Origin of the sequence: Marseilla massiliensis (assembly GCF_016899855.1) — a bacterium.
Classification (GTDB): domain Bacteria; phylum Bacteroidota; class Bacteroidia; order Bacteroidales; family Bacteroidaceae; genus Prevotella.
The window spans coordinates 1-19,287 of the sequence record NZ_JACJJG010000053.1 but is presented as its reverse complement, the minus strand read 5'-3'; the positions used below and the strand labels follow the sequence as shown (position 1 = coordinate 19,287).

Below are 19,287 nucleotides of genomic sequence, written 5' to 3'. Positions count from 1 at the left end.
TCTTAACGCTGACTTTCAGTTCTTAGTTCTTAATTTCCCGATGCATATTTTCTTAATTCTTAACTCTTAATTCTTAATTAAGTTAGCTCTTAATTAAGAATTAAATAAATATTATGAGGATATCAATCATCGCCGCAGTGGCGCGCAACCGTGCCATCGGCAAGGACAATAAGCTGATTTACTGGTTGCCCGACGACATGAAAAGGTTTAAAGCCCTGACGACGGGACACACCATAATAATGGGACGGCGGACGTTCGAATCGCTGCCGAAGGGTGCGCTTCCCAACAGAAGAAACATTGTATTGAGCCGCACTAAGCACGACTTTCCTGGCTGCGACGCCTACGCTTCAATGGAGGAAGCGCTCAAACACTGCGCTCCCGAAGAAGATATTTACGTGATAGGAGGCGCCGAAGTGTATGCCCAGGCAATGCACTTTGCCGACCGTCTGTGCCTTACCGAGGTTAACGACACGCCCGACAGTGCTGACGTTTTCTTCCCCGAGTACGACGGTTGGCATGAAGTAAGCCGAGAGAAGCACGGCAAGGACGAGCGCCATGCCCACGAATTTGCCTTCGTAGACTATGAAAGGAAATGATAAAAAACCGATGTTTACGGTTAAGTTAACATCGTGATACAACGTAAAAAGCCAAAGGCGGAATTGCTCCAGACCTTTGGCTTTCTTCTTTTTATTGGTTGTTTATTTATTGTCAAGATACTTTCCGACAAATTCTTTCAGGCTTCCCTTACAGTAACCTGTCGTCTTGTCCGTCATCGTTCCCGACGGCGAGACCAGCACATAGTGTGGAGTGCCCGACACGCTGTACTTCGCCGCTATGCCGCTTCGCCCTTTAAGGTCGTTGAGGTTATACCAGGTAATGCCGTGTTTGGTCGACATCTCTTTCCATATTTTCTCTCCGTCAAGCGACAAACCAACGATAACAAGCGAGTCTTTATACTTTTCCGCAATCTCTTTCATCTCCGAAATAGCCATTCTACACGGGCCGCAACCCTCGCTCCAGAAGTCTATCAGGACGTATTTACCCCTGAAGTCGGCAAGATGATGCACGTTTCCTTCAATGTCAAACAAGTCGCCGTCAGCCACGGCTTCGTCTTTCTTTATCTCCTTTGGAGGATATACAACCACGCCGATCTCAGCTCCGTCGGTCGTGTTTTTCCACTCGTCAGACAATCTATCGTACAAAACTTTCACGGCATTCTTGCACTCCTGGTTGTCGGAATACTTCGCAAAGTAGACATCTCCGAGCAAAGCGTCAAGCCAAGCGCCGTTTACCGTCATGCCGGACATTGCCTTTGTTTCGGCAAGGACGATGTTGCCCATGATTACATCCTTGTATTCTGAAAGGCTGTCGAGCGTCAACTTCATGTCTGCCTTTTGACCTTCAGTCACGCCTTTGCCTTTCATCTTGGCACGTAACGAATCTTCCAGTCGGTCATTAAGCTGCATTTCGTTCCACCATCGGCGCGCAGCCCCGACGATTTTCTGCCTCGTCTGCTGCTCGGGAACATCGCTCTCTACATCCCAAGTATACACAAGCATGCTGTCACCGGTTATCTTTACATGGCTGCCAGGACGGATATAAAGGTCAAGGAGCATACTTATAACACCGTCTTTGTTCGCCATCAAACTGAATCCATGCACCCCATCGCCCGACGTCTTGCCCTCGAAGCAGAACGCATTGTCACGAATCGTGTCGTTGGCTGACATGAAAGCATGTCTCCATCTCTCTTATACAGACTTACGACGGCACCGTCAACGTCACCGTTTATACTACCTTCAATCACATAATTACCTTGTGCCCGCACCGTAAACGAGGCAAGCACAAGTACGATCGACAACAAAAATCTACGCATAAAACAGCCCCTTAATCTTCATCTGTTTCTACATCGTCAACAGGCATGTCGAGTATCGGCAGTTGACGGCTGAACGCCGAGTTGAACGAGATTATCGTCTCGCTCCTCGACAGGCCGAGCGGCTGCAGGCGGTCGTGTATGATATTAAGCAAGTGATGGTTGTTAACGGCGTAGATTTTGATAAACATGTCATAATCGCCGGTAGTATAATGACATTCAACTACCTCCGGAATTTTCTTTAGTTCATCAACTACCGCGTCAAACTTCTCCGGATTTTTCAGGTTGAGTCCCATGTAGGCGCATGTCTCATAACCTATTTTCTCCGGGTCGATGATAAACTTCGAGCCTTTCAACACACCCATGTTGTTGAGCTTCTGTATGCGCTGATGGATGGCCGCGCCGCTAACGTTGCACGAGCGGGCTACCTCCAGGAACGGTATGCGAGCGTCCTCTGCAATGAGTTTAAGGATTTTCTTGTCTAATGAATCTAAATTGTGATGCGCCATTGTGTCGTTAATGAATTATTAATAATAAATGGCACAGACGAGCGTCACGGGCCTTACGCCGTACTCATCCGTGCGGAATACTTTTCCGCAAAGATACAAAAAATTATTATTTCCGCAACAAATCGTAAGCAAATTTTTACGATTATGTTATAGATTAAAACCTTGACAGATTTTCAAGAATTATTTTTCGCCTTTTTGTGTGGCAGAATAATTAATTTTTGTAACGCCTGCCCGACGCAACGCCTGGCGCACATCTGACACCAGCCCCATCTCGGTGGAGCGGTCGGCCTTTATCGACACACTCATCATGCGCACATCCTCGGGCGACATACGGGCGCGTTCGTCGGCTACATAATCGGTAACGGTTGGCACGTCAACGTATTTATCGTTAATCTGTATGCGGCTGCCTTTACCTGTCACATGCCCCATTCCGTCGGTCGGGCGCCCTATATAAATATGTGTAACGGCCGACTTCTTAACCATTTTAGTAAGCTCCGTACCCTCGGGCACACGGTATCTTACCTTCAAGGTAACCTCGCGCATGTGGGTGACGGTGATGAAAAAGAAGAGCACCGTAAATATAAGGTCGGGCAACGAAGCCGTGTTAAGCATGGGCACCTCGCGCCTTGTCTGCCTGAACAAACTCATCTGCCGCCTCCTTCCCCACTGTCCGTGGTGGTCTCGGTTATGTGCTGTGGATAGTAGTCGCGTACGGCCTTGCGCTGTTCCGAAGTGCAGAGTACATAGGAACGCCCGTACTTACGCCGCGCGTAAGCGTCGCGCAAGGCGTTGTAAGCCGCTATCACTTCGTTTTGAACTTGGAAATACGAATCGTACGGAGCCCTGCGGTCCACGTCAATCATGAGCATGTGGCGACGGCGGTCGGCCGTCTTGCCTACAAAGGTTGCTACCTGCGAGCGTAAACGGCCTATATCCGACGGTTTCCCGTCGACGAGCAGGCTGCCGGACGGCGTCAACGTGATGGACAATACGTTATCCCTCGATATCTCGGTCACTTCAGTACTGCTGTCGTCCTGGATTGGAGGGAGCGTGCGCGACAGGCCCTTGTCTACGTCCATTGACGTCATCACGAGAAAAAAAACCAACAGTATGAACGATATATCGGCTGTTGACGTTGTATTGAGCTGCGGTACCGTACGCTTTGTATGACGTAAAATCATCTGTTCTTATTTACCTTCCATACATTCTTTAACTTCCTATTGTATCCCGACAAGCCGAACACGACGCCGCAAACAGCCACGAAAAGCAGCACGAACGACGTGTTGATGAACATGTCGGTAGCCTTAAGCCAAAACGTATCCGTATATTCAACACCGTTGACAAGCACAGGCTTCGACGAGCCCAGCAAGAAAGTAACGAGCAGGCTGCCCACAAGCAGGGCCACGGTGGCCCACGCTATCCTGGCCGCGGGGATGTTGTTGACAACGGAAGACGAGCCTCCGCTACGCCTCAGCCCTACTGCCACCGCCGCAACGGCAAGCAGTACGGCCCCGGACACAAGCACATACATAAACACGAGTACGGCATCGGTCAGCAGCGGAGCGTTGAATGACGGGTCATCCTCGTACGGAACGTCGTAGCCAATGAGGAAGAATGCCCCGAAAACAATGACGACCAACGCTACGAGCACGTACAAAACGCGCGTAGACAGCTGCTCGGCATCGAGCTTAACAGGGATTTTGTGTGATGTTTGCGCCGTCATTTCTTCAGCTTATACTTCATTATTATGTCGAGTAACGTTATCGCCGACTCTTCCATCTGGCTGGTAATGTGCTCGATTTTAGACAAAATATAATTATAGAATACCTGCAGGATAAGGGCAGCTATAAGTCCGAAAATCGTGGTGATAAGCGCCACCTTCATACCTGCGGCAACGATAGCGGGGCTTATGTCGCCGGCCGACTGAATCTGCTCGAACGCCATAACCATTCCGATAACCGTTCCGAGGAAGCCCAACGACGGTGCCATTGCGATAAACAATGTTATCCACGAACAGCCTTTCTCGAGATTGGCGGCCTGCACCGAGCCGTATGACGTTATGCTCCGCTCGATATCCTCCATTGAATCATCTATGCGCGAAAGGCCTTGATAACAGATTGAAGCCACCGGGCCACGTGTGTCCCTGCACGTGGACATGGCACCTTCTATGTCGCCCTGCATGATTTGGCCCTCAAGGTCGGCCATCAGTTTCTTGGCGTTGATTTCTGACAGGGTGAGATATATTATGCGCTCTATACAAAACGCAAGGCCGAGCACCAACGCCAACGCCACAAACGACATGAAACCGGCGCTGCCCTCGATATACTTTGTCTTGAGCATTTTATGGAAACCTACACTCTCAACAGGAGCCAGGGTTGAGTCGGGAGCAGCCTCGTAGTCCATTCCGAGCGAATCGTCGGCAGCCATTGCCCCGGCCGAGTCGCCATCAAGCGCGGCCGGCTGGCCGGTATCTGAACTGTCGCCAGCGGCCACAACCGTTGCCTGCGGCGCCTTAGCCTCACCGGACACAGCCGTTCTGCCTCCTTGTGCAGGAGCTGTAAGGCTTTGAGAAAAAGCAAGGAACGTGATTATTGCAATCTTTGCAATGAGGTTATTCATATCCTTAAGGATTAAAAAAACATTCGCGGAAAGAGGGGGATTCGAACCCCCGTGCCAGTTTTGCCGGCTACACGCTTTCCAGGCGTGCCTCTTAAGCCACTCGAGCATCTTTCCCTGCATGGCCGCATAATACGGCTTACGGGGTGCAAAATTATCGTTTTTCCGTTTATTTCGAGCATAAAATCACATCTTTTTTGCTTTTACGCTCCTTTTTTTCGTATTTTCACAGTTCGGCACAAGGTAGCGGCATATCTGCCGGACATGCCGAACACGAGACCAGCCTATAATCATCAACATGGCAGCCGACATACAGCCATGTTGCAAAAGGCGGCGTTTCAGCTTGTCAAAAGCCGTCTATTACACGACAAAAGGCCGCCTTTCACAAGCTGAAAGACGGCCTTTTGCAACGACAGCCACTACAGGGCTTCTACTTATCGGCCAACACGCTGCCGAATACACGGGCTACATTGCCGTTGGTTATGCGGGCAACCTCGTCGGCGCTTACGCCATAACACTCGGCAACACGCTCAAGCACATATTTAACGAAAGCGCTTTCATTACGCTTGCCCCGCATTGGTACCGGCGCCATGTAAGGCGAGTCGGTCTCAAGGACGATACGCTCTAACGGCACGGCTGACGCCAGGACCTCCGGCAGGTGCGACTTCTTGAATGTAAGCACGCCTCCTATACCCAGCATGAAATTGTCAAACGAAAGCAGTTCGGCAGCCTCCTTCTCGTTGCCGGTAAAGCAGTGGAACACTCCACCGGGTAGATCCTTGCCGTACGAGCGCAACAGTCTTACCATCTCGTTCTGTCCCTTGCGGCAATGAATCATTAGCGGCAGACGATATTCTACAGACCAACGCACCTGCTCGTCAAATGCCTCAAGCTGCTCCTTCTCGAACTCACGGCTCCAGTAATAATCCAAGCCAACCTCTCCTATGGCAATGAAAGGACAGTCAGAAGTATCGAGATACGGTTTCATCTTGGCCAAAACATCACGCCAGTCAGCCCTTACCTCCTCCGGATGCAATCCCAACATCGGATAGGCAAAGCCCGGATAACGCGCGCATGTTGCCAACACGCTGCCGACGGTCGGCAGATCTATTGCCGGAATGAATACCATGCTTACGCCTGCGGCCTTGGCACGTGCTACAACTTCGTCGCGGTCGGCGTCAAACTCATGCCCGTCAAGATGTGTATGGGTGTCTATGAATGTCATTGTTTTTTCTTTTTATGGGAGAATAGGGGAAATTAAGAATGAAGAGTTAAGAATTAAGAAAAATATGAATTACTCTTTATCCATTGAAGCTATTTTTCTTAATTCTTAACTCTTCATTCTTAATTTTTTCATTTTTCCTATAATAATATACCACTCCGAGCTTACGGCATTCAGCAAGACGGCGTTCCAACGGCTCATCCTTGAAATGTTCCTCTATCTGGTTCCACAGTTCAAGCAGAACCGCGTCAACCTCAGGACGCACCTCCCTAAGCGCATCAAGCGCTCGCGAGGTACGTTCCCGCAGACGCTTTTGTTGCTCGTAGCAGTCCTTGAAGATGTCAAGGTGTGTGCCAACCATGCCTATAGTAGGATTATATATCGGCCTGCCGCCCTGCCTTACACGCGTTTTTTCGCCCTCAACGGCCATCGCTCCCCACTTAAGCAGCCCACCTACGCTCTTGATATTAGGCAGAGTACGCGCATCGTCGTCAAGACCGTACAAGCGCAACGCGGTTTTCTTGATTTCCCCTCTCTCTACCGACATCATCAGTACTTGCAGGAAATGGCTTACGTACATTACGGCGTTACGTTGCAGTCGGTCGGCTTTACCCACACTTCTAAGCTGGGCCGTGTACGTTACACGATATTGTTCGACTGCGGTAAGCAGCCTGTCGTATGCAGGCTGGGCACGGTTAATCGTGTCCCAGTCGACAAACCGGTTACGCACGGTGTAGAGTTCATTATTCTCAAGCACCGTCTTCAACGCGCGCAAACGCGCAGCGTCAGTCCTTGGAAGTTTCCTGTAAGGCATTTTTTAATTAAAGGTGAAGAGTTTGGAGTGAAAAGTGAAGAGTCAAGAAAAATACAAATGAAACTGTTTGACCCTCCATTCTTCACTCTCCGTCCATTCAATTTTTTCTTTTCATCATCCCGTCAGTATACGCCATAAGCACATCCTTGCGAGCTTCCGGAACATTTACGGCCGCAAGATACTTGCGCCCCTGTTCAAAATAATACCTGATTTTATCGGTAGCCAAACGGTCAATGCCAAGCTCGTCGTAAATACACGTTACTGACGCTATTTTCTCTTTAGGATCATAGTCCTCGGCTGTCATCCATTTTTCCAGTTCTTCCCGCTGAGCCTTGCCAGCCCTGTTATACGCGTTTATCAGCATATATGTCTTCTTGTTGCAAAGGATGTCACCACCGATAGCTTTGCCGAATACGGCAGGGTCACCATATACGTCAAGGAAGTCGTCCTGCAATTGAAAAGCAAGACCAACCTGTTCGCCAAACTTGTACAAGTTATCCGCATCGATGTCAGGAGCGTCAGCCAGTATTGCTCCCGTTTTCAACGCACATGCCAACAGCACACTGGTCTTCAGTCTTATCATCTCTATGTATTCATCCTCAGTTACATCAGTACGTGTCTCAAAATCCATGTCGTACTGCTGGCCCTCCCCTATCTCGAGCGCAGTCTCTACAAAAAGGTCAAGCACAGGACGGAGCTTTGCCTCCGGACACCCCATCATATGACGAAACGCCAATACAAGCATGCTGTCGCCCGAAAGTATGGCCGTGTTAGGATTCCATCTTACATGTACAGTTGGGTGGCCGCGCCGCATGTCGGCATTGTCCATCAGGTCGTCATGCAGCAAAGTATAGTTATGGTATGTCTCTATTGCGCATGCCGCCGGCAGTATGCTTTCAGGGTCTTCCTTGTACATGTTGTACGCCATAAGCATCAACGACGGCCTGATACGCTTACCGCCCATTGACAATACGTATTTCACGGGTTCATACAAACTTTGCGGCCTACGCGTGTACGGTAGGGCTTCGAGGTATGAGTTTACTTTCTCGAGGATTTCATTTGCTGTCAACATAGTATTTTATTTTTCTTTAGTGCAGGTCTTGCTGTTACAACTTAAACACCACAGGTATACTGAAATACGTGCGGCAGGGTTTACCATGATCTTCACCGGGTTTCCATTTAGGCATCATACGGAGCACACGCAAGGCCTCACGGTCAAGCTCAGCGGAAGCCGATTTTATGACTTTAAGGTCGGTTATGCTACCATCCTTATTTATAATAAACGCCACGAGCACCGTGCCTTGCACCTTGCGGCGCTGTGCCGTTATGGGATAGCGCAGGTTCTTCGTCAGCCACTGCACGAATGCAGACATGCCGCCGGGATACTCCGGAAGCCTCTCCACCACCTGAAAGTCAAGCGGCTTGTCCCGCATATCTACAGGATTTGCCTGCATGGCAGGAATAGGTGTGTCCTGTATGGCCGTCACACCGCCAATCCCCATGCCCGAGAGTCTTGACAACACATCGTCTTTTCCTTCACGACTGTTGTCCGCCAACGTCGGAGCGGCCTTGTCCACCACGGTAATCTTATCCGTCTGCCCGGAAACCTTGCGTCCGGCTGATACAGCCGCAATAGCGTCATGACTCACTACAGGCATCATTTCAACGTCCTGCGATATATCATCGAGCACGTCGTCGGAGGCTTCGGGCAGCCCAGCCCTTGTAGTAAACTCAAGTGCCACGACGAACAATGCCAACACTACGACCAGCCCAAGCAGGAAGCTGAACGAGCGCTGGTTCTCCAAATCGGCCTTGTATGATTTCCTTACGTCCACTTCGGCAAGATTGTTTCCACGCCTTCGGCCGCCGACATACTAATCTGCCTTTTTTTACGTTATAATGTGGAACAGACGTGCCAGCCGGCCATTATTAATAATGCAAAAGTAACTCAGATATTTGAAAAAGATGTACCTTTGCTGCAAAAAATAACAGATTTAAATGAAAAAAACCGTTTTTTCGCTTACACTTGCGCTTTCAGCCATAACGGCGGGCGCCCAGGAGAGCCAGACGGCATACAATTTCCTGCGCCTGCCGGTAAGCGCCCACGCCGCGGCATTGGGCGGTGACAACATCACGATCATAGAGGATGACCCCTCGCTGATGTTCGCCAACCCTGCGCTGCTGTCGTCCGTAAGCGACAAGAGCATAAACCTCAACTTCATGACATACATGGCAGGCGCCACCACTGCCAGTGCCTCATACAACAGGATAATAAAAGACAAGGCCACGGTTGCCGTCACGGCGCAATACATGGACTACGGAAAGATGAAACAGACGGACGAGTCGGGCGTGCAGACGGGCGAATTTTCAGCCAAGGACATTGCCATCAGCGGTGTGTTCAGCTATCTGCTGAGCGAGCGGTTGTCCGGCGGAATAACGGCAAAGGTAATCAACTCGTACATAGGCGACTACAGTTCATGGGCCGTAGGTGTTGATCTGGGCCTCAACTATTATGACCCCGACCGTGAATGGTCGCTATCCCTTGTAGCCAAAAACCTCGGCGGACAGCTCAAGGCGTATGATGACGAATACGACAAAATGCCGCTTGACGTGCAGCTCGGCGCCAGCAAGCGCTTCGCCACATTGCCTTTCCGACTGTCGGCCACGCTCGTAGACCTTACACACTGGGACTATTCCGTAATCAACCACCTTGTAGCAGGCGTGGACATCATCCTTTCACAGCAGATATACGTAGCCGCCGGCTACAGCTTCAGACGGGCCGACGAAATGAAGATACAGAGCGGAGCCGACGAGGAAAGCAGCCATTGGGCCGGGTTCTCGTGCGGAGCAGGCCTCCAGCTCGAACGCTTCAAGCTACAGCTTGCATACGGAAAATATCACGTATCATCAAGTTCACTGACGGTAAACGTAACCTACAGCTTATAATAAATATGAAAAAAATCACGATAGCCATCGACGGCCTTTCGTCGTGCGGCAAAAGCACGATGGCCAAAGACCTTGCCCGAACCATCGGGTACACCTACATCGACACCGGCGCAATGTACCGCGCCGTAACACTTTACGCACTGCGCAATGGACTGTTCAATGCCGACGGGTCGATAAAAGCCGACGAGTTAAGAGCCTGTATGGGCGACATCGACATATCTTTCAAATTCAACCACTCGACAGGCCGGCCGGATACATACCTCAACGGAGAGCTTGTCGAAGGCGACATCCGCACCATGGAAGTGTCGGCCCACGTCAGTCCAATAGCAACCCTGCCCTTCGTGCGCCACGCACTCGTTGCCAGCCAACAGGCAATGGGCCGCGGAGGAGGCGTAGTGATGGACGGTCGCGACATCGGCACGACGGTATTTCCCCATGCGGAACTCAAGGTGTTTGTTACCGCTTCTGCCGAAGTCCGCGCAAAGCGACGCTACGACGAGCTGTGCGCCAAGGGCATGGAAGCCAATTATGCCGACATACTTAAGAACGTCGAGGAGCGCGACTACATCGACTCACACCGCGAAGTTTCCCCCTTGCGCAAGGCCGACGACGCCCTTGAGCTGGACAACAGTTACATGACCATCGAGCAACAGAAAGAATGGCTCATGCAAAAATACGAGGAGGCGGCAAGAGATTGAACTACGTGTCAACGCCGCTTAATTGCCGCATCATAACTTATTGAAATTCAAATATTTACAAAACGTTTCCCAAAAGGCCGTCTTTCGCAAGATGAATGGCGGCCTTTTGCGTTGTAAAAGATAGCCTTTTACAAGCCCAAAGGCCATGTATTGAAATGCGGGTGATTTTACTTGACGGCAAGCATGATGTATGCACACAGGCAAGGCTGTTGCTGACGGCACGGATTCTATGCGCTGTCCTTACTCCGAATAATGTAATGTGCGCTTGACAATACGCATTACAGGAAACGATTGTAACAGAAGTTTTTACGGTCAGTGTGCCGATTATAAACAAAAATTAATACCTTTGCACATACGTTTTTCATTTAACATACAACGTAGTAAATGATTATTTAACAATGAAGATAGGACTTTTCATCCCCTGTTACGTCGACGCACTGTATCCTGACGTAGGCGTGGCTACATACAAACTGCTCAAATGGCTTGGACTGGACGTGACTTACCCCATGGGGCAGACATGCTGCGGACAGCCTATGGCCAACGCCGGATTCGAGCGCAAGGCCGTATCCCTGGCCAAGAGCTACGACGAGATGTTCGCCGGATTCGACTACGTAGTGGCCCCGTCGGCCAGCTGTGCCGCCTTCGTCAGGCTCAACCACCCCCGGCTGCTTGCCCCCGGCCACGAGTGCACGGCGGCAGGACGGACGATGGACGTGTGCGAATTCCTGCACGACGTGGTAAAAGTCAACGCACTGCCGGGCAAGTTTCCGCACAAGGTCAGCCTGCACAACTCGTGCCACGGAGTGAGGGAACTGGGCTTGTCGTCACCCAGCGAGAGGAACATCGCACCGTTCAACAAGATTAAAGACCTGCTCGCGCTGGTCGACGGTGTGACCGTGGTAGAACCCGAAAGGGTCGACGAATGCTGCGGATTCGGCGGAATGTTCTCCGTAGAGGAGCCCGCCGTGTCGGCACGCATGGGGCGCGACAAGCTGGAGCGGCACATGGCCACCGGCGCAGAGTATATCACCGGCCCCGACAGCTCTTGCCTGATGCACCTTGAGGGCGTGGCACGCAAGCTGGGCAAGGACATAAAGTTCATTCACGTAATACAGATTCTATCGGCAGGATTATGAGTACACAACATTCAAGAGCGGCACAGGACTTCCTCAGGAACGACAAGAACGCCACGTGGCACGACGCCACGTTCTGGCAGCTCAGGGCCAAACGCGACGACATGGCGCAAGGACTGGACGAATGGGAGGAGCTGCGCGAGGCCGCAAGCGCCATCAAGCGGCATACCGTAACACACCTGGACAAATATCTGGAACAGTTCGCCGACAACGCCGAACGTAACGGCGTAAAAGTACACTGGGCAAGGGATGCGGCAGACATGAACAACACCGTGCTCGACATTCTGAACTCGCACGGCGTGAAGAAGATGGTTAAGAGCAAGTCGATGCTTACCGAGGAGTGCGGCATGAACACGTTTCTCGAGGTGCACGGCATTGACGTGGTGGAGACAGACCTTGGCGAACGCATACTGCAACTGATGCACCAGAAGCCCAGCCACATCGTAGTGCCGGCCATACACATCACCCAGGAGCAAGTCGGACGGCTGTTCGAGGAGAAGCTGGGAAGCGAAAAAGGGAACTATGACCCTACTTACCTGACATACCAGGCACGCCTGAGCCTGCGCAACGAGTTCATGACAGCCGGCGCGGGAATGACCGGCGCAAACTTCGGAGTGGCCGAAACGGGCGACGTGGTGGTATGCACCAACGAAGGCAACGCCGACATGGCTACGTCAATGCCACGGCTGCACATCGTGGCAATGGGCCTTGAGAAGGTAATACCCGACTACCGCTCGCTGGCCGTATTCCAGCGCCTGCTGTGCCGCGCGGCCACAGGACAGCCCACCACGGCATACACATCGCACTTCCGCAAGCCGCGGCCCGGAGGCGAAATGCACATAATACTGGTTGACAACGGCCGCAGCAACATTATAGGAAACCCCGAACACTGGGAGACACTCAAGTGCATACGCTGCGGCTCCTGCATGAACACATGCCCGGTTTACCGCCGGAGCGGAGGCTATTCGTACACCTACTTCATCCCCGGTCCTATCGGCATTAACCTCGGCATGCTCAAGAACGCCAGGAAATACCACGACAACGTGAGCGCGTGTACGCTGTGTTGCTCGTGCGACAACGTGTGCCCCGTCAAGGTAAACCTGTCCGAACAGATATACCGCTGGCGCCAGGGACTCGACGACATAGGCAAGGCCGACCCGATGAAGAAGGCCATGTCAACAGGCATGAAGTACCTCTTCGACCGCCCCGGACTGTACAACACGGCACTGAAGCTGGCCCCACTGGCCAACCACGCGCCACGATGGATGATGTACAACAGCCTCAACGCATGGGGCAAGGGCCACGAAATGCCGCGATTCGCAAAAGAACCGTTCCATGAAGTGTTCAAGAAATTATAGAAACCATGTCAACAAAAGAACATATACTTTCACGCTACAGAAAGAACATCAACGTCGGGGAACAATACGACATGCCTAACCTTGACGCACTGCAAGGCGTGACATACACCGACCCTGTAGCCCAGTTTATAAGCATGAGCAATACAGTAGGCGCAAAAATCGCCGAACTCGAGAAGGACGCAGACATCAACGGACTAATCAAGAGACTGTATCCCGAAGCGAAAGTCTTTGCCAGCAACATGGCAGAGATAACTATAGCTACGCTCAATCCCGACACGGTGGGCACGGCGCAAGAACTGAACGGCACCGACGTGGGCATTGTGCGCGGAGAGCTCGGCGTAGCCGAAAACGGGTGTGTATGGATACCGCAGACGATGAAGGAACGCTCCGTATGCTTTATCTCGGAATACCTCGTCATCGTGTTGAGCCGCCGCGCCATAGTAAGCAACATGCACCAGGCCTATGCCCGCATAAACATGACCGACTATGGCTACGGCACATTCATATCAGGCCCGTCTAAGACGGCCGACATCGCCCAGGCTCTTGTAATGGGCGCCCAGGCCGCCCGCGGAGTAACCGTAATACTTACCGACTGACGCCGGTAACCGACCACCATAACAGTTATAAACACTTACAACATAAAACGCCGTCTTCCACATTCCGAAAGACGGCGTTTTGCATCGTAAAATACGGCTTTTCAGGTTGTAAAAGGCCATCGTTCATATGCCAGGACAATATCCATGATGTAACCAACAGATAATCAATATGTTATAAAAGTTATTGATTAAAGCTCACTTAAAATCGTTAAGCAGCTGTATTATGGTATCAACTTCGTAGTCATCAAGCGTCTGATTAAGCGGAATACTAAGTTCCTCATGATGTATCCGCTCCGTAATCGGCAGGTTAAGACCGGCAAATCCGGCATAGCACAGCTGTCGGTGCGGCGGTATGGGATAATGAATTACTGTCTGGACACCATTGTTGTAAAGGTAGGTTTGCAGCTCATCACGTCTTGTACATAACACAGGAAATATATGATGGACACTTGCTGCACAATATTCTACACTGGGCAGCAACAGCAAAGGGTTGGACACGTTGGCAATGTAACGTTCTGCAATACTCCTGCGAATGTTATTCTCCGCATCAAGATACTTCATCTTAATGCGCAACACAGCAGCCTGTATCTCGTCGATACGACTGTTACGTCCCTTCATGCAAAATACATACTTGCGTGCAGAACCATAATTTCCAAGAGTACGTACAGTCTTTGCCAACTCATCGTCATCCGTGGTTACAGCTCCTGCATCGCCAAGCGCCCCAAGATTTTTACCAGGATAAAAGCTATGGCCGGCTGCGTCACCTAAAGAACCTGTCCGTTTGCTGCCGAATGTACATCCGTGGGCCTGGGCGTTGTCCTCAATCAGTCTCAGTCCACGACGCCTGCACAAATCATATATATATTCGGTATATGCGCAACGACCGTAAAGGTGTACAATCATGACAGCCTTCGTCCGTGGCGTTATTGCTTGTTCTATCAGTCTGTCGTCAACCTGCAACGTATCAAGACGTGGCTCTACGAGAACAGGTTTCAGGCCATTCTCTGTTACGGACAATATTGACGCAATATACGTGTTTGCAGGTACGATTACCTCGTCGCCGTCATTCATTACGCCCATCTCCTTATACGCCCGCAGAATAAGTGTCAGGGCATCGAGTCCATTACCACATCCGACACAATATCTTGTGCCTATATAATCAGCATACTCCTGCTCGAACAAGCGTGTCTGTTCGCCCTGCAGGTACCAACCACTATCAACAACCCGTGCCACTGCCGACCGTATCTCGTCAGCATGCATGGCTGTGACTTTACTTAATTCAAGATATTTAATCATAATGTCCATTCATAAGTATCATAGCATACGCCCCGGCCGCCAAAACCTTCTTTTTGGAATATCAGCGACTCGTTAAGATATCGGCCACCATGTTCGGTAGAACGACCGAAATCAAAATATTTGAAAGAGCCTGAACAGGAGTCTATCAATGTATCAAACAATAAATCCAATGCCCCCATCCGTTTACCCTCAGGCGACGCTGAGATATATTGTGTATGTACGACGTTGTTACATAAATAAACGATTACTCCACCTAATGCTTCGCCGTCAAGATATGCCATATACAGTTTTATATTTGACGGGAACCTACCCATAAGCAATTCCAATTCAGCACAGCTGTGTACCGGCGCTACGCCATACTTACTTTCAAGATTATTGTCAAGGATATTCCAGAACGCCGCCACGTCATCGCTGCTTTCAATAACCACTCCACATGCTCTTGCCCTGTTACGCCCGCGCCGGCGCAATTCGCTGAAACCGAGCCTATTATCAAGAACAATCGTTGACGAGATGTCACGTGATACAATATTCGCATGGCAGACGTTCGTCAACGCATATAAATCTTCTTCCGCCATATACTTTGAATATATCCATGGCAGAGCTTTATACACTACTTTGCGAACGCCATTTTCTTTCAGATATCCGTTTAGTTCCTTGAACAATGAACAGATGTTAGCAGCCCTTGCACTACGATTCGTAACCAGTCCTCCATATGTCAAACCCTGGTGCGAATATAACACACCGTTACGGATATTAGCTGGTAACACTGCAAATAGCTTACCTTTACAATAAAACATCAACGAAAAATCATGGAATCTGTCGGCATGATAATCCATATAGTTGCGGTTGAACAGGAACGTTCCGTTCTTTGAAAGGTCAATAAAACCATTCCACGCACATTTTTCGTCGGCGGAATATCTGTTTATCTCGAACATTTTACATAATCTAAAAACTCATCATAATCACGGATGTAATCACCCTCATCATATAAATCTGAAGCAAGGACAAGGCATACGGCACCAGAAGAAAAGTCATCAAGCGTACGCCATATTCCTGTTTCGACAAACAATCCTTGATAAGGATGATTCAGCAGGTATGTATTTTTATTATTTCCATCATCAAGAGTTACATGGAAACTGCCACTAACAGCAATAATAAACTCCTTACATTCCTTATGCGCATGACCACCACGGCATTCTCCTCCAGGTACATCATATACCCAGTAAACCCGCTTTATATCGAATGGCATGTCTTTCATGCTTTCTGCCACTGTAAGATTACCACGAGGGTCAATTATTTTCGGAAGGCACAAAACCTTGCCAATTGTTTTTTCCATATTCGTTTTTTATTAAAATTAAGGTTACTTTACGCTTTTACTTACACTCTTGTTTTGTCGTTATTTCCGGCCCGTAGATACTTTTACAACCCATGGCATATACCTTTGCAACATGTAAAATGCGCCAAGCAATAACATGACTACGGAAGTTATCGTTGCAATATACGCCAAGATATATTCAATACCAGTATCGGGCTTTATAAGAATGTAGGCAATTCTTTTCATTTCGTACAATATAAGCCAGTTTGATGCATAAACAAAGAATGAAGAAGATGTCAGGAAATGACTGACACGGCAGACTTTTTTCTTTATAAATAATGCTGATATGTCATACGCAACAATAAGTCCGGCAAGCTGATTTATCTTTTTCAATCCATTGGCAACAAATGGATAATCAAGTATCATTAAAGCATATACTATCGAAACTAACACATACACAAATGCTGCCGGTTTGAATAATCGGCCAAAAGTCGACATCATGTCACTCTGTCCTATGCTCATACATGAACCTAGCGAAAAAAAGAAAAACGCAGTCAAAAGTTGATTGACATGGCCAAGCGGGAAAAGACCTGCCACGAACCAACACAATCCGAGGATTATCATCACAACATTCCTTATCAAACAAGACCTACTCAACATCTTGAATATCAGTGGAGTACATAGTACTACGACCATCAAATCCCGGACAAACCAAAGCGGACTATCTTGTGGATAAATTTCGTTCATCTCAGAAACACCGTCATGAGTTATTCCAAAGCCGGTATTCCAGTAACTCATTAATATTGCCCCGATAGACCAATCATAGTCTGACATGACACGTGGTTGCTTGAACAGAAATGCGAAACAAGGGAAAGTTAATAACATTATTTTCAATATAACAGCCGTATTCCAAGTTAAATAGGGAATAAACAACGACTTAGACCTGTTCTTCAGTTTGCGTATATAGACTTGTCTATCAAACTTTATGTTCAAGAAAAACACATAACCTGAGATAAAGAAATAGACAGGTACACTCTGATCGAGAAACATTCCGCTTAAAAGACATACAAGTCCTTCAAGCGTAGTGTTTCCCTCCAGTTCAATATAAGCACCCGGATATACCACATGTATGGCTATAACGACAACAGCCAATGGAAATCTTAGAAGGTCCAGGCTTTGTGAACGTAGATTGTTTCTGTCCATCTAAAACATCTACATGTTATTACATAACTTCATCCCCATCGGATTTCTTACTTAATAACGGTGTCCGCCAGGCGCTTGGCCTTGTCCCTCAGGGCCGTGGTGTCGGCGTCAACGTCGCCGTAACAGAGCACAACGCCCATGCGGCGGCCTACGTGTTGCTGCTGTTTTCCGAAGATACGCAGGCGCGAATAGTCCTCACTGGTTACGTCAAGTAGGTTGTATTCCGGTTCATGGTCGGCTTCTTCTTTTGCCAGTACAACGGCGCTTGCTCCGGCATGCTCAAGGTGTATGGCAGGAATAGGCAGCCCCATGACGGCGCGGAAGTGCAGCTCGAACTCGTTAAGGTTGAGCGTATGGCCGAGCGTTACCATACCCGTGTCATGCGGACGGGGCGAAAGCTCGGAGAATATCACGCCCTTGTCCTTACTCAGAAAGAACTCTACGCCCCATATTCCGGCACCTGTAAGCGCACCCGTCACGGCTTCTGCCATGCGTTCTGCCTCACGAAGGTCGGCTTCGGGAATTGCAAACGGCTGCCAGCTCTCGCGGTAGTCGCCGCCTTTCTGTACATGACCGATGGGCGGACAGAACAGAGTCGGGCCATTTTTCTGAGTCACCGTCAGCAAGGTAAACTCACTGTCGAAGTGTATAAATTCCTCGATTATAATCTCCTTAACGTCGCCACGACTACCTTCCATCGCCGCGTTGAACGCTCCTTCCAGCTCGTCGTCTCCCTTTACTACACTCTGTCCGTGACCTGATGACGACATGAGCGGCTTGATTACGCACGGAAAACCTATCTCCTTAGCGTGCTCCTTCAGTTCGTCAAGCGTCTTGGCGTAGAAATACTTTGCAGTTTTCAGTCCGAGTTCCTTGGCGGCAAGGTCACGTATTGCCTTGCGGTTCATCGTGAAGTTGACAGCCCTTGCGCTCGGAACAACCTGTATTCCCTGCTCCTCAAAGTCGAAAAGGCGCTCCGTACGGATAGCCTCTATCTCCGGAACGATGATGTCAGGACTGTGTTTCTTTACCACATTGTCGAGAGCATCGCCGTCAAGCATATTGAAAACCTCGCACTCGTCGGCCACCTGCATGGCCGGAGCGTTTGCGTAACGGTCGCAAGCCACAACGTACTGTCCGGCACGTTTCGCCGCGATTACAAACTCCTTGCCCAGTTCTCCTGAGCCTAACAAAAGTATTTTCTTCATGATTCTTATTTTTAGAGTTGACAAGTCGACGAGATACAAGCAGACAAGGAGATTTGATTTTGCTACAAAATGCTATTTAGTCATATCTCCTTGTCTGCCCGTCACTCGTCAACTTGTCTGTTGATTAATTGCTTTACCATCTGCCATTCGGGCGAAACAGCCATCTTGCGAAGGTTCGCCTCAATTATTTTAAGCATTGTTTCGTTACTTACATGACGCTCCTTTGCGATGTCTTCCAATGGCTTCACGTCGTTGCCGAACAGTCCGTAATACTGCTGTAGCATATCTTCCTCGTCGGCATACACGAGATGCATGATATGCTTTATGTAGTGTTCCACCTTCTCGCTTACGCAATCCGGCTCCTTGCCGAGGCGTATCAGAAAGTCCTGAAGTTCTTGTGAAAGTATATCCATATTCTTCTTAAAGATACAAGTTGACAAGCAGACGAGCGGACAAGGAGATTAGCCTTGTTGAATGGTATGGCTTAGAATAATCTCATTGTC

General features: G+C 49.5%; 22 protein-coding genes and 1 tRNA gene. 6 read left to right on the top strand and 17 right to left on the bottom strand.

Annotated features, from left to right (window positions below):
- Nucleotides 1-113: 113 nt before the first annotated feature.
- Nucleotides 114-596 carry a dihydrofolate reductase gene (locus H6A34_RS09540; protein WP_021947584.1) on the top strand — a complete coding sequence of 161 codons (483 nt, stop codon included), beginning with the start codon at nt 114-116 and terminating at the stop codon, nt 594-596.
- A 102-nt stretch (nt 597-698) separates the two neighbouring features.
- Here H6A34_RS09540 and H6A34_RS09535 read toward each other — a convergent pair whose 3' ends face one another.
- The 11 genes from H6A34_RS09535 to H6A34_RS15410 all read right to left on the bottom strand — a co-directional run bounded on the left by H6A34_RS09535 (nt 699) and on the right by H6A34_RS15410 (nt 8,866).
- On the bottom strand, nt 699-1,727 hold the full coding sequence (locus H6A34_RS09535) for a TlpA family protein disulfide reductase (protein WP_205105180.1): 1,029 nt from the start codon (nt 1,725-1,727) through the stop codon (nt 699-701).
- Nucleotides 1,728-1,884: 157 nt separating this feature from the next.
- Nucleotides 1,885-2,379, bottom strand: coding sequence for an Lrp/AsnC family transcriptional regulator (locus H6A34_RS09530; protein ID WP_021947581.1), 495 nt, complete (start codon nt 2,377-2,379; stop codon nt 1,885-1,887).
- A gap of 180 nt (nt 2,380-2,559) precedes the next feature.
- Nucleotides 2,560-3,027, bottom strand: a complete 468-nt coding sequence (locus tag H6A34_RS09525) for an ExbD/TolR family protein (protein ID WP_205105178.1) — start codon at nt 3,025-3,027, stop codon at nt 2,560-2,562.
- Nucleotides 3,024-3,560 carry an ExbD/TolR family protein gene (locus H6A34_RS09520; RefSeq protein WP_205105176.1) on the bottom strand — a complete coding sequence of 179 codons (537 nt, stop codon included), beginning with the start codon at nt 3,558-3,560 and terminating at the stop codon, nt 3,024-3,026. The genes H6A34_RS09525 and H6A34_RS09520 overlap by 4 nt, the downstream gene beginning before the upstream one ends.
- Nucleotides 3,557-4,102 (bottom strand): hypothetical protein, encoded by a 546-nt coding sequence (locus H6A34_RS09515; RefSeq protein WP_205105175.1) that lies wholly within the window; start codon nt 4,100-4,102, stop codon nt 3,557-3,559. Before H6A34_RS09515 ends, H6A34_RS09520 begins: the two co-directional genes overlap by 4 nt.
- Nucleotides 4,099-4,998 carry a MotA/TolQ/ExbB proton channel family protein gene (locus tag H6A34_RS09510; protein WP_205105173.1) on the bottom strand — a complete coding sequence of 300 codons (900 nt, stop codon included), beginning with the start codon at nt 4,996-4,998 and terminating at the stop codon, nt 4,099-4,101. Before H6A34_RS09510 ends, H6A34_RS09515 begins: the two co-directional genes overlap by 4 nt.
- 26 nt (nt 4,999-5,024) lie before the next feature.
- A tRNA-Ser gene (locus H6A34_RS09505) sits at nt 5,025-5,112 on the bottom strand.
- Between the two features lie 313 nt (nt 5,113-5,425).
- A complete protein-coding gene (locus H6A34_RS09500; RefSeq protein ID WP_205105171.1) occupies nt 5,426-6,220 on the bottom strand; it encodes a TatD family hydrolase in 795 nt (264 codons plus the stop codon).
- A gap of 76 nt (nt 6,221-6,296) precedes the next feature.
- A complete protein-coding gene (locus H6A34_RS09495; RefSeq protein ID WP_205105170.1) occupies nt 6,297-7,031 on the bottom strand; it encodes a hypothetical protein in 735 nt (244 codons plus the stop codon).
- A 97-nt stretch (nt 7,032-7,128) separates the two neighbouring features.
- Complete coding sequence (locus tag H6A34_RS09490; RefSeq protein ID WP_205105168.1) at nt 7,129-8,103, bottom strand: polyprenyl synthetase family protein; 975 nt, start codon at nt 8,101-8,103, stop codon at nt 7,129-7,131.
- Between the two features lie 34 nt (nt 8,104-8,137).
- Nucleotides 8,138-8,866 carry a TonB family protein gene (locus H6A34_RS15410; RefSeq protein ID WP_205105167.1) on the bottom strand — a complete coding sequence of 243 codons (729 nt, stop codon included), beginning with the start codon at nt 8,864-8,866 and terminating at the stop codon, nt 8,138-8,140.
- Nucleotides 8,867-9,029: 163 nt separating this feature from the next.
- On the opposite strand from H6A34_RS15410, the gene porQ reads away from it, so the two are divergent.
- From porQ to H6A34_RS09460, 5 genes are all read left to right on the top strand, one after another.
- Nucleotides 9,030-9,977 carry a type IX secretion system protein PorQ gene (gene porQ, locus H6A34_RS09480; protein ID WP_205105165.1) on the top strand — a complete coding sequence of 316 codons (948 nt, stop codon included), beginning with the start codon at nt 9,030-9,032 and terminating at the stop codon, nt 9,975-9,977.
- A 5-nt stretch (nt 9,978-9,982) separates the two neighbouring features.
- Nucleotides 9,983-10,675 (top strand): (d)CMP kinase, encoded by a 693-nt coding sequence (cmk, locus tag H6A34_RS09475; RefSeq protein ID WP_021947596.1) that lies wholly within the window; start codon nt 9,983-9,985, stop codon nt 10,673-10,675.
- A 398-nt stretch (nt 10,676-11,073) separates the two neighbouring features.
- Entirely contained in the window at nt 11,074-11,811 is a 738-nt protein-coding gene (locus H6A34_RS09470; protein WP_021947597.1) for a (Fe-S)-binding protein, read from the top strand.
- A complete protein-coding gene (locus H6A34_RS09465) occupies nt 11,808-13,166 on the top strand; it encodes a lactate utilization protein B (protein ID WP_205105164.1) in 1,359 nt (452 codons plus the stop codon). The genes H6A34_RS09470 and H6A34_RS09465 overlap by 4 nt, the downstream gene beginning before the upstream one ends.
- 5 nt (nt 13,167-13,171) lie before the next feature.
- Nucleotides 13,172-13,762: a LutC/YkgG family protein gene (locus H6A34_RS09460; protein ID WP_205105162.1), complete on the top strand. Its 591-nt coding sequence runs from the start codon at nt 13,172-13,174 to the stop codon at nt 13,760-13,762.
- A gap of 195 nt (nt 13,763-13,957) precedes the next feature.
- Here the strand turns inward: H6A34_RS09460 and H6A34_RS09455 are convergent, their stop codons facing one another.
- The 6 genes from H6A34_RS09455 to H6A34_RS09430 form a co-directional block, all read right to left on the bottom strand.
- Nucleotides 13,958-15,058 (bottom strand): DegT/DnrJ/EryC1/StrS family aminotransferase, encoded by a 1,101-nt coding sequence (locus tag H6A34_RS09455; protein WP_205105160.1) that lies wholly within the window; start codon nt 15,056-15,058, stop codon nt 13,958-13,960.
- Nucleotides 15,055-15,993, bottom strand: a complete 939-nt coding sequence (locus tag H6A34_RS09450; protein ID WP_205105158.1) for a GNAT family N-acetyltransferase — start codon at nt 15,991-15,993, stop codon at nt 15,055-15,057. The genes H6A34_RS09455 and H6A34_RS09450 overlap by 4 nt, the downstream gene beginning before the upstream one ends.
- Complete coding sequence (locus H6A34_RS09445) at nt 15,981-16,394, bottom strand: sugar 3,4-ketoisomerase (protein WP_205105156.1); 414 nt, start codon at nt 16,392-16,394, stop codon at nt 15,981-15,983. The genes H6A34_RS09450 and H6A34_RS09445 overlap by 13 nt, the downstream gene beginning before the upstream one ends.
- Nucleotides 16,395-16,454: 60 nt before the next feature.
- Entirely contained in the window at nt 16,455-17,576 is a 1,122-nt protein-coding gene (locus tag H6A34_RS09440; RefSeq protein WP_205105154.1) for an acyltransferase family protein, read from the bottom strand.
- Between the two features lie 47 nt (nt 17,577-17,623).
- Nucleotides 17,624-18,784: a formate-dependent phosphoribosylglycinamide formyltransferase gene (gene purT / locus H6A34_RS09435; protein ID WP_205105153.1), complete on the bottom strand. Its 1,161-nt coding sequence runs from the start codon at nt 18,782-18,784 to the stop codon at nt 17,624-17,626.
- A gap of 101 nt (nt 18,785-18,885) precedes the next feature.
- Nucleotides 18,886-19,197 carry a hypothetical protein gene (locus tag H6A34_RS09430; RefSeq protein WP_021947606.1) on the bottom strand — a complete coding sequence of 104 codons (312 nt, stop codon included), beginning with the start codon at nt 19,195-19,197 and terminating at the stop codon, nt 18,886-18,888.
- Nucleotides 19,198-19,287 lie beyond the last annotated feature (90 nt).

Excerpts from the sequence above, each read along its gene's own strand:
- H6A34_RS09540 (WP_021947584.1), top strand. The coding sequence starts at position 114 with ATGAGGATATCAATCATCGCCGCAGTGGCGCGCAACCGTGCCATCGGC.
- H6A34_RS09535 (WP_205105180.1), bottom strand. The coding sequence starts at position 1,727 with ATGTCAGCCAACGACACGATTCGTGACAATGCGTTCTGCTTCGAGGGC.
- H6A34_RS09530 (WP_021947581.1), bottom strand. The coding sequence starts at position 2,379 with ATGGCGCATCACAATTTAGATTCATTAGACAAGAAAATCCTTAAACTC.
- H6A34_RS09525 (WP_205105178.1), bottom strand. The coding sequence starts at position 3,027 with ATGAGTTTGTTCAGGCAGACAAGGCGCGAGGTGCCCATGCTTAACACG.
- H6A34_RS09520 (WP_205105176.1), bottom strand. The coding sequence starts at position 3,560 with ATGATTTTACGTCATACAAAGCGTACGGTACCGCAGCTCAATACAACG.
- H6A34_RS09515 (WP_205105175.1), bottom strand. The coding sequence starts at position 4,102 with ATGACGGCGCAAACATCACACAAAATCCCTGTTAAGCTCGATGCCGAG.
- H6A34_RS09510 (WP_205105173.1), bottom strand. The coding sequence starts at position 4,998 with ATGAATAACCTCATTGCAAAGATTGCAATAATCACGTTCCTTGCTTTT.
- H6A34_RS09500 (WP_205105171.1), bottom strand. The coding sequence starts at position 6,220 with ATGACATTCATAGACACCCATACACATCTTGACGGGCATGAGTTTGAC.
- H6A34_RS09495 (WP_205105170.1), bottom strand. The coding sequence starts at position 7,031 with ATGCCTTACAGGAAACTTCCAAGGACTGACGCTGCGCGTTTGCGCGCG.
- H6A34_RS09490 (WP_205105168.1), bottom strand. The coding sequence starts at position 8,103 with ATGTTGACAGCAAATGAAATCCTCGAGAAAGTAAACTCATACCTCGAA.
- porQ (WP_205105165.1), top strand. The coding sequence starts at position 9,030 with ATGAAAAAAACCGTTTTTTCGCTTACACTTGCGCTTTCAGCCATAACG.
- cmk (WP_021947596.1), top strand. The coding sequence starts at position 9,983 with ATGAAAAAAATCACGATAGCCATCGACGGCCTTTCGTCGTGCGGCAAA.
- H6A34_RS09470 (WP_021947597.1), top strand. The coding sequence starts at position 11,074 with ATGAAGATAGGACTTTTCATCCCCTGTTACGTCGACGCACTGTATCCT.
- H6A34_RS09465 (WP_205105164.1), top strand. The coding sequence starts at position 11,808 with ATGAGTACACAACATTCAAGAGCGGCACAGGACTTCCTCAGGAACGAC.
- H6A34_RS09460 (WP_205105162.1), top strand. The coding sequence starts at position 13,172 with ATGTCAACAAAAGAACATATACTTTCACGCTACAGAAAGAACATCAAC.
- H6A34_RS09455 (WP_205105160.1), bottom strand. The coding sequence starts at position 15,058 with ATGATTAAATATCTTGAATTAAGTAAAGTCACAGCCATGCATGCTGAC.
- H6A34_RS09450 (WP_205105158.1), bottom strand. The coding sequence starts at position 15,993 with ATGTTCGAGATAAACAGATATTCCGCCGACGAAAAATGTGCGTGGAAT.
- H6A34_RS09445 (WP_205105156.1), bottom strand. The coding sequence starts at position 16,394 with ATGGAAAAAACAATTGGCAAGGTTTTGTGCCTTCCGAAAATAATTGAC.
- H6A34_RS09440 (WP_205105154.1), bottom strand. The coding sequence starts at position 17,576 with ATGGACAGAAACAATCTACGTTCACAAAGCCTGGACCTTCTAAGATTT.
- purT (WP_205105153.1), bottom strand. The coding sequence starts at position 18,784 with ATGAAGAAAATACTTTTGTTAGGCTCAGGAGAACTGGGCAAGGAGTTT.
- H6A34_RS09430 (WP_021947606.1), bottom strand. The coding sequence starts at position 19,197 with ATGGATATACTTTCACAAGAACTTCAGGACTTTCTGATACGCCTCGGC.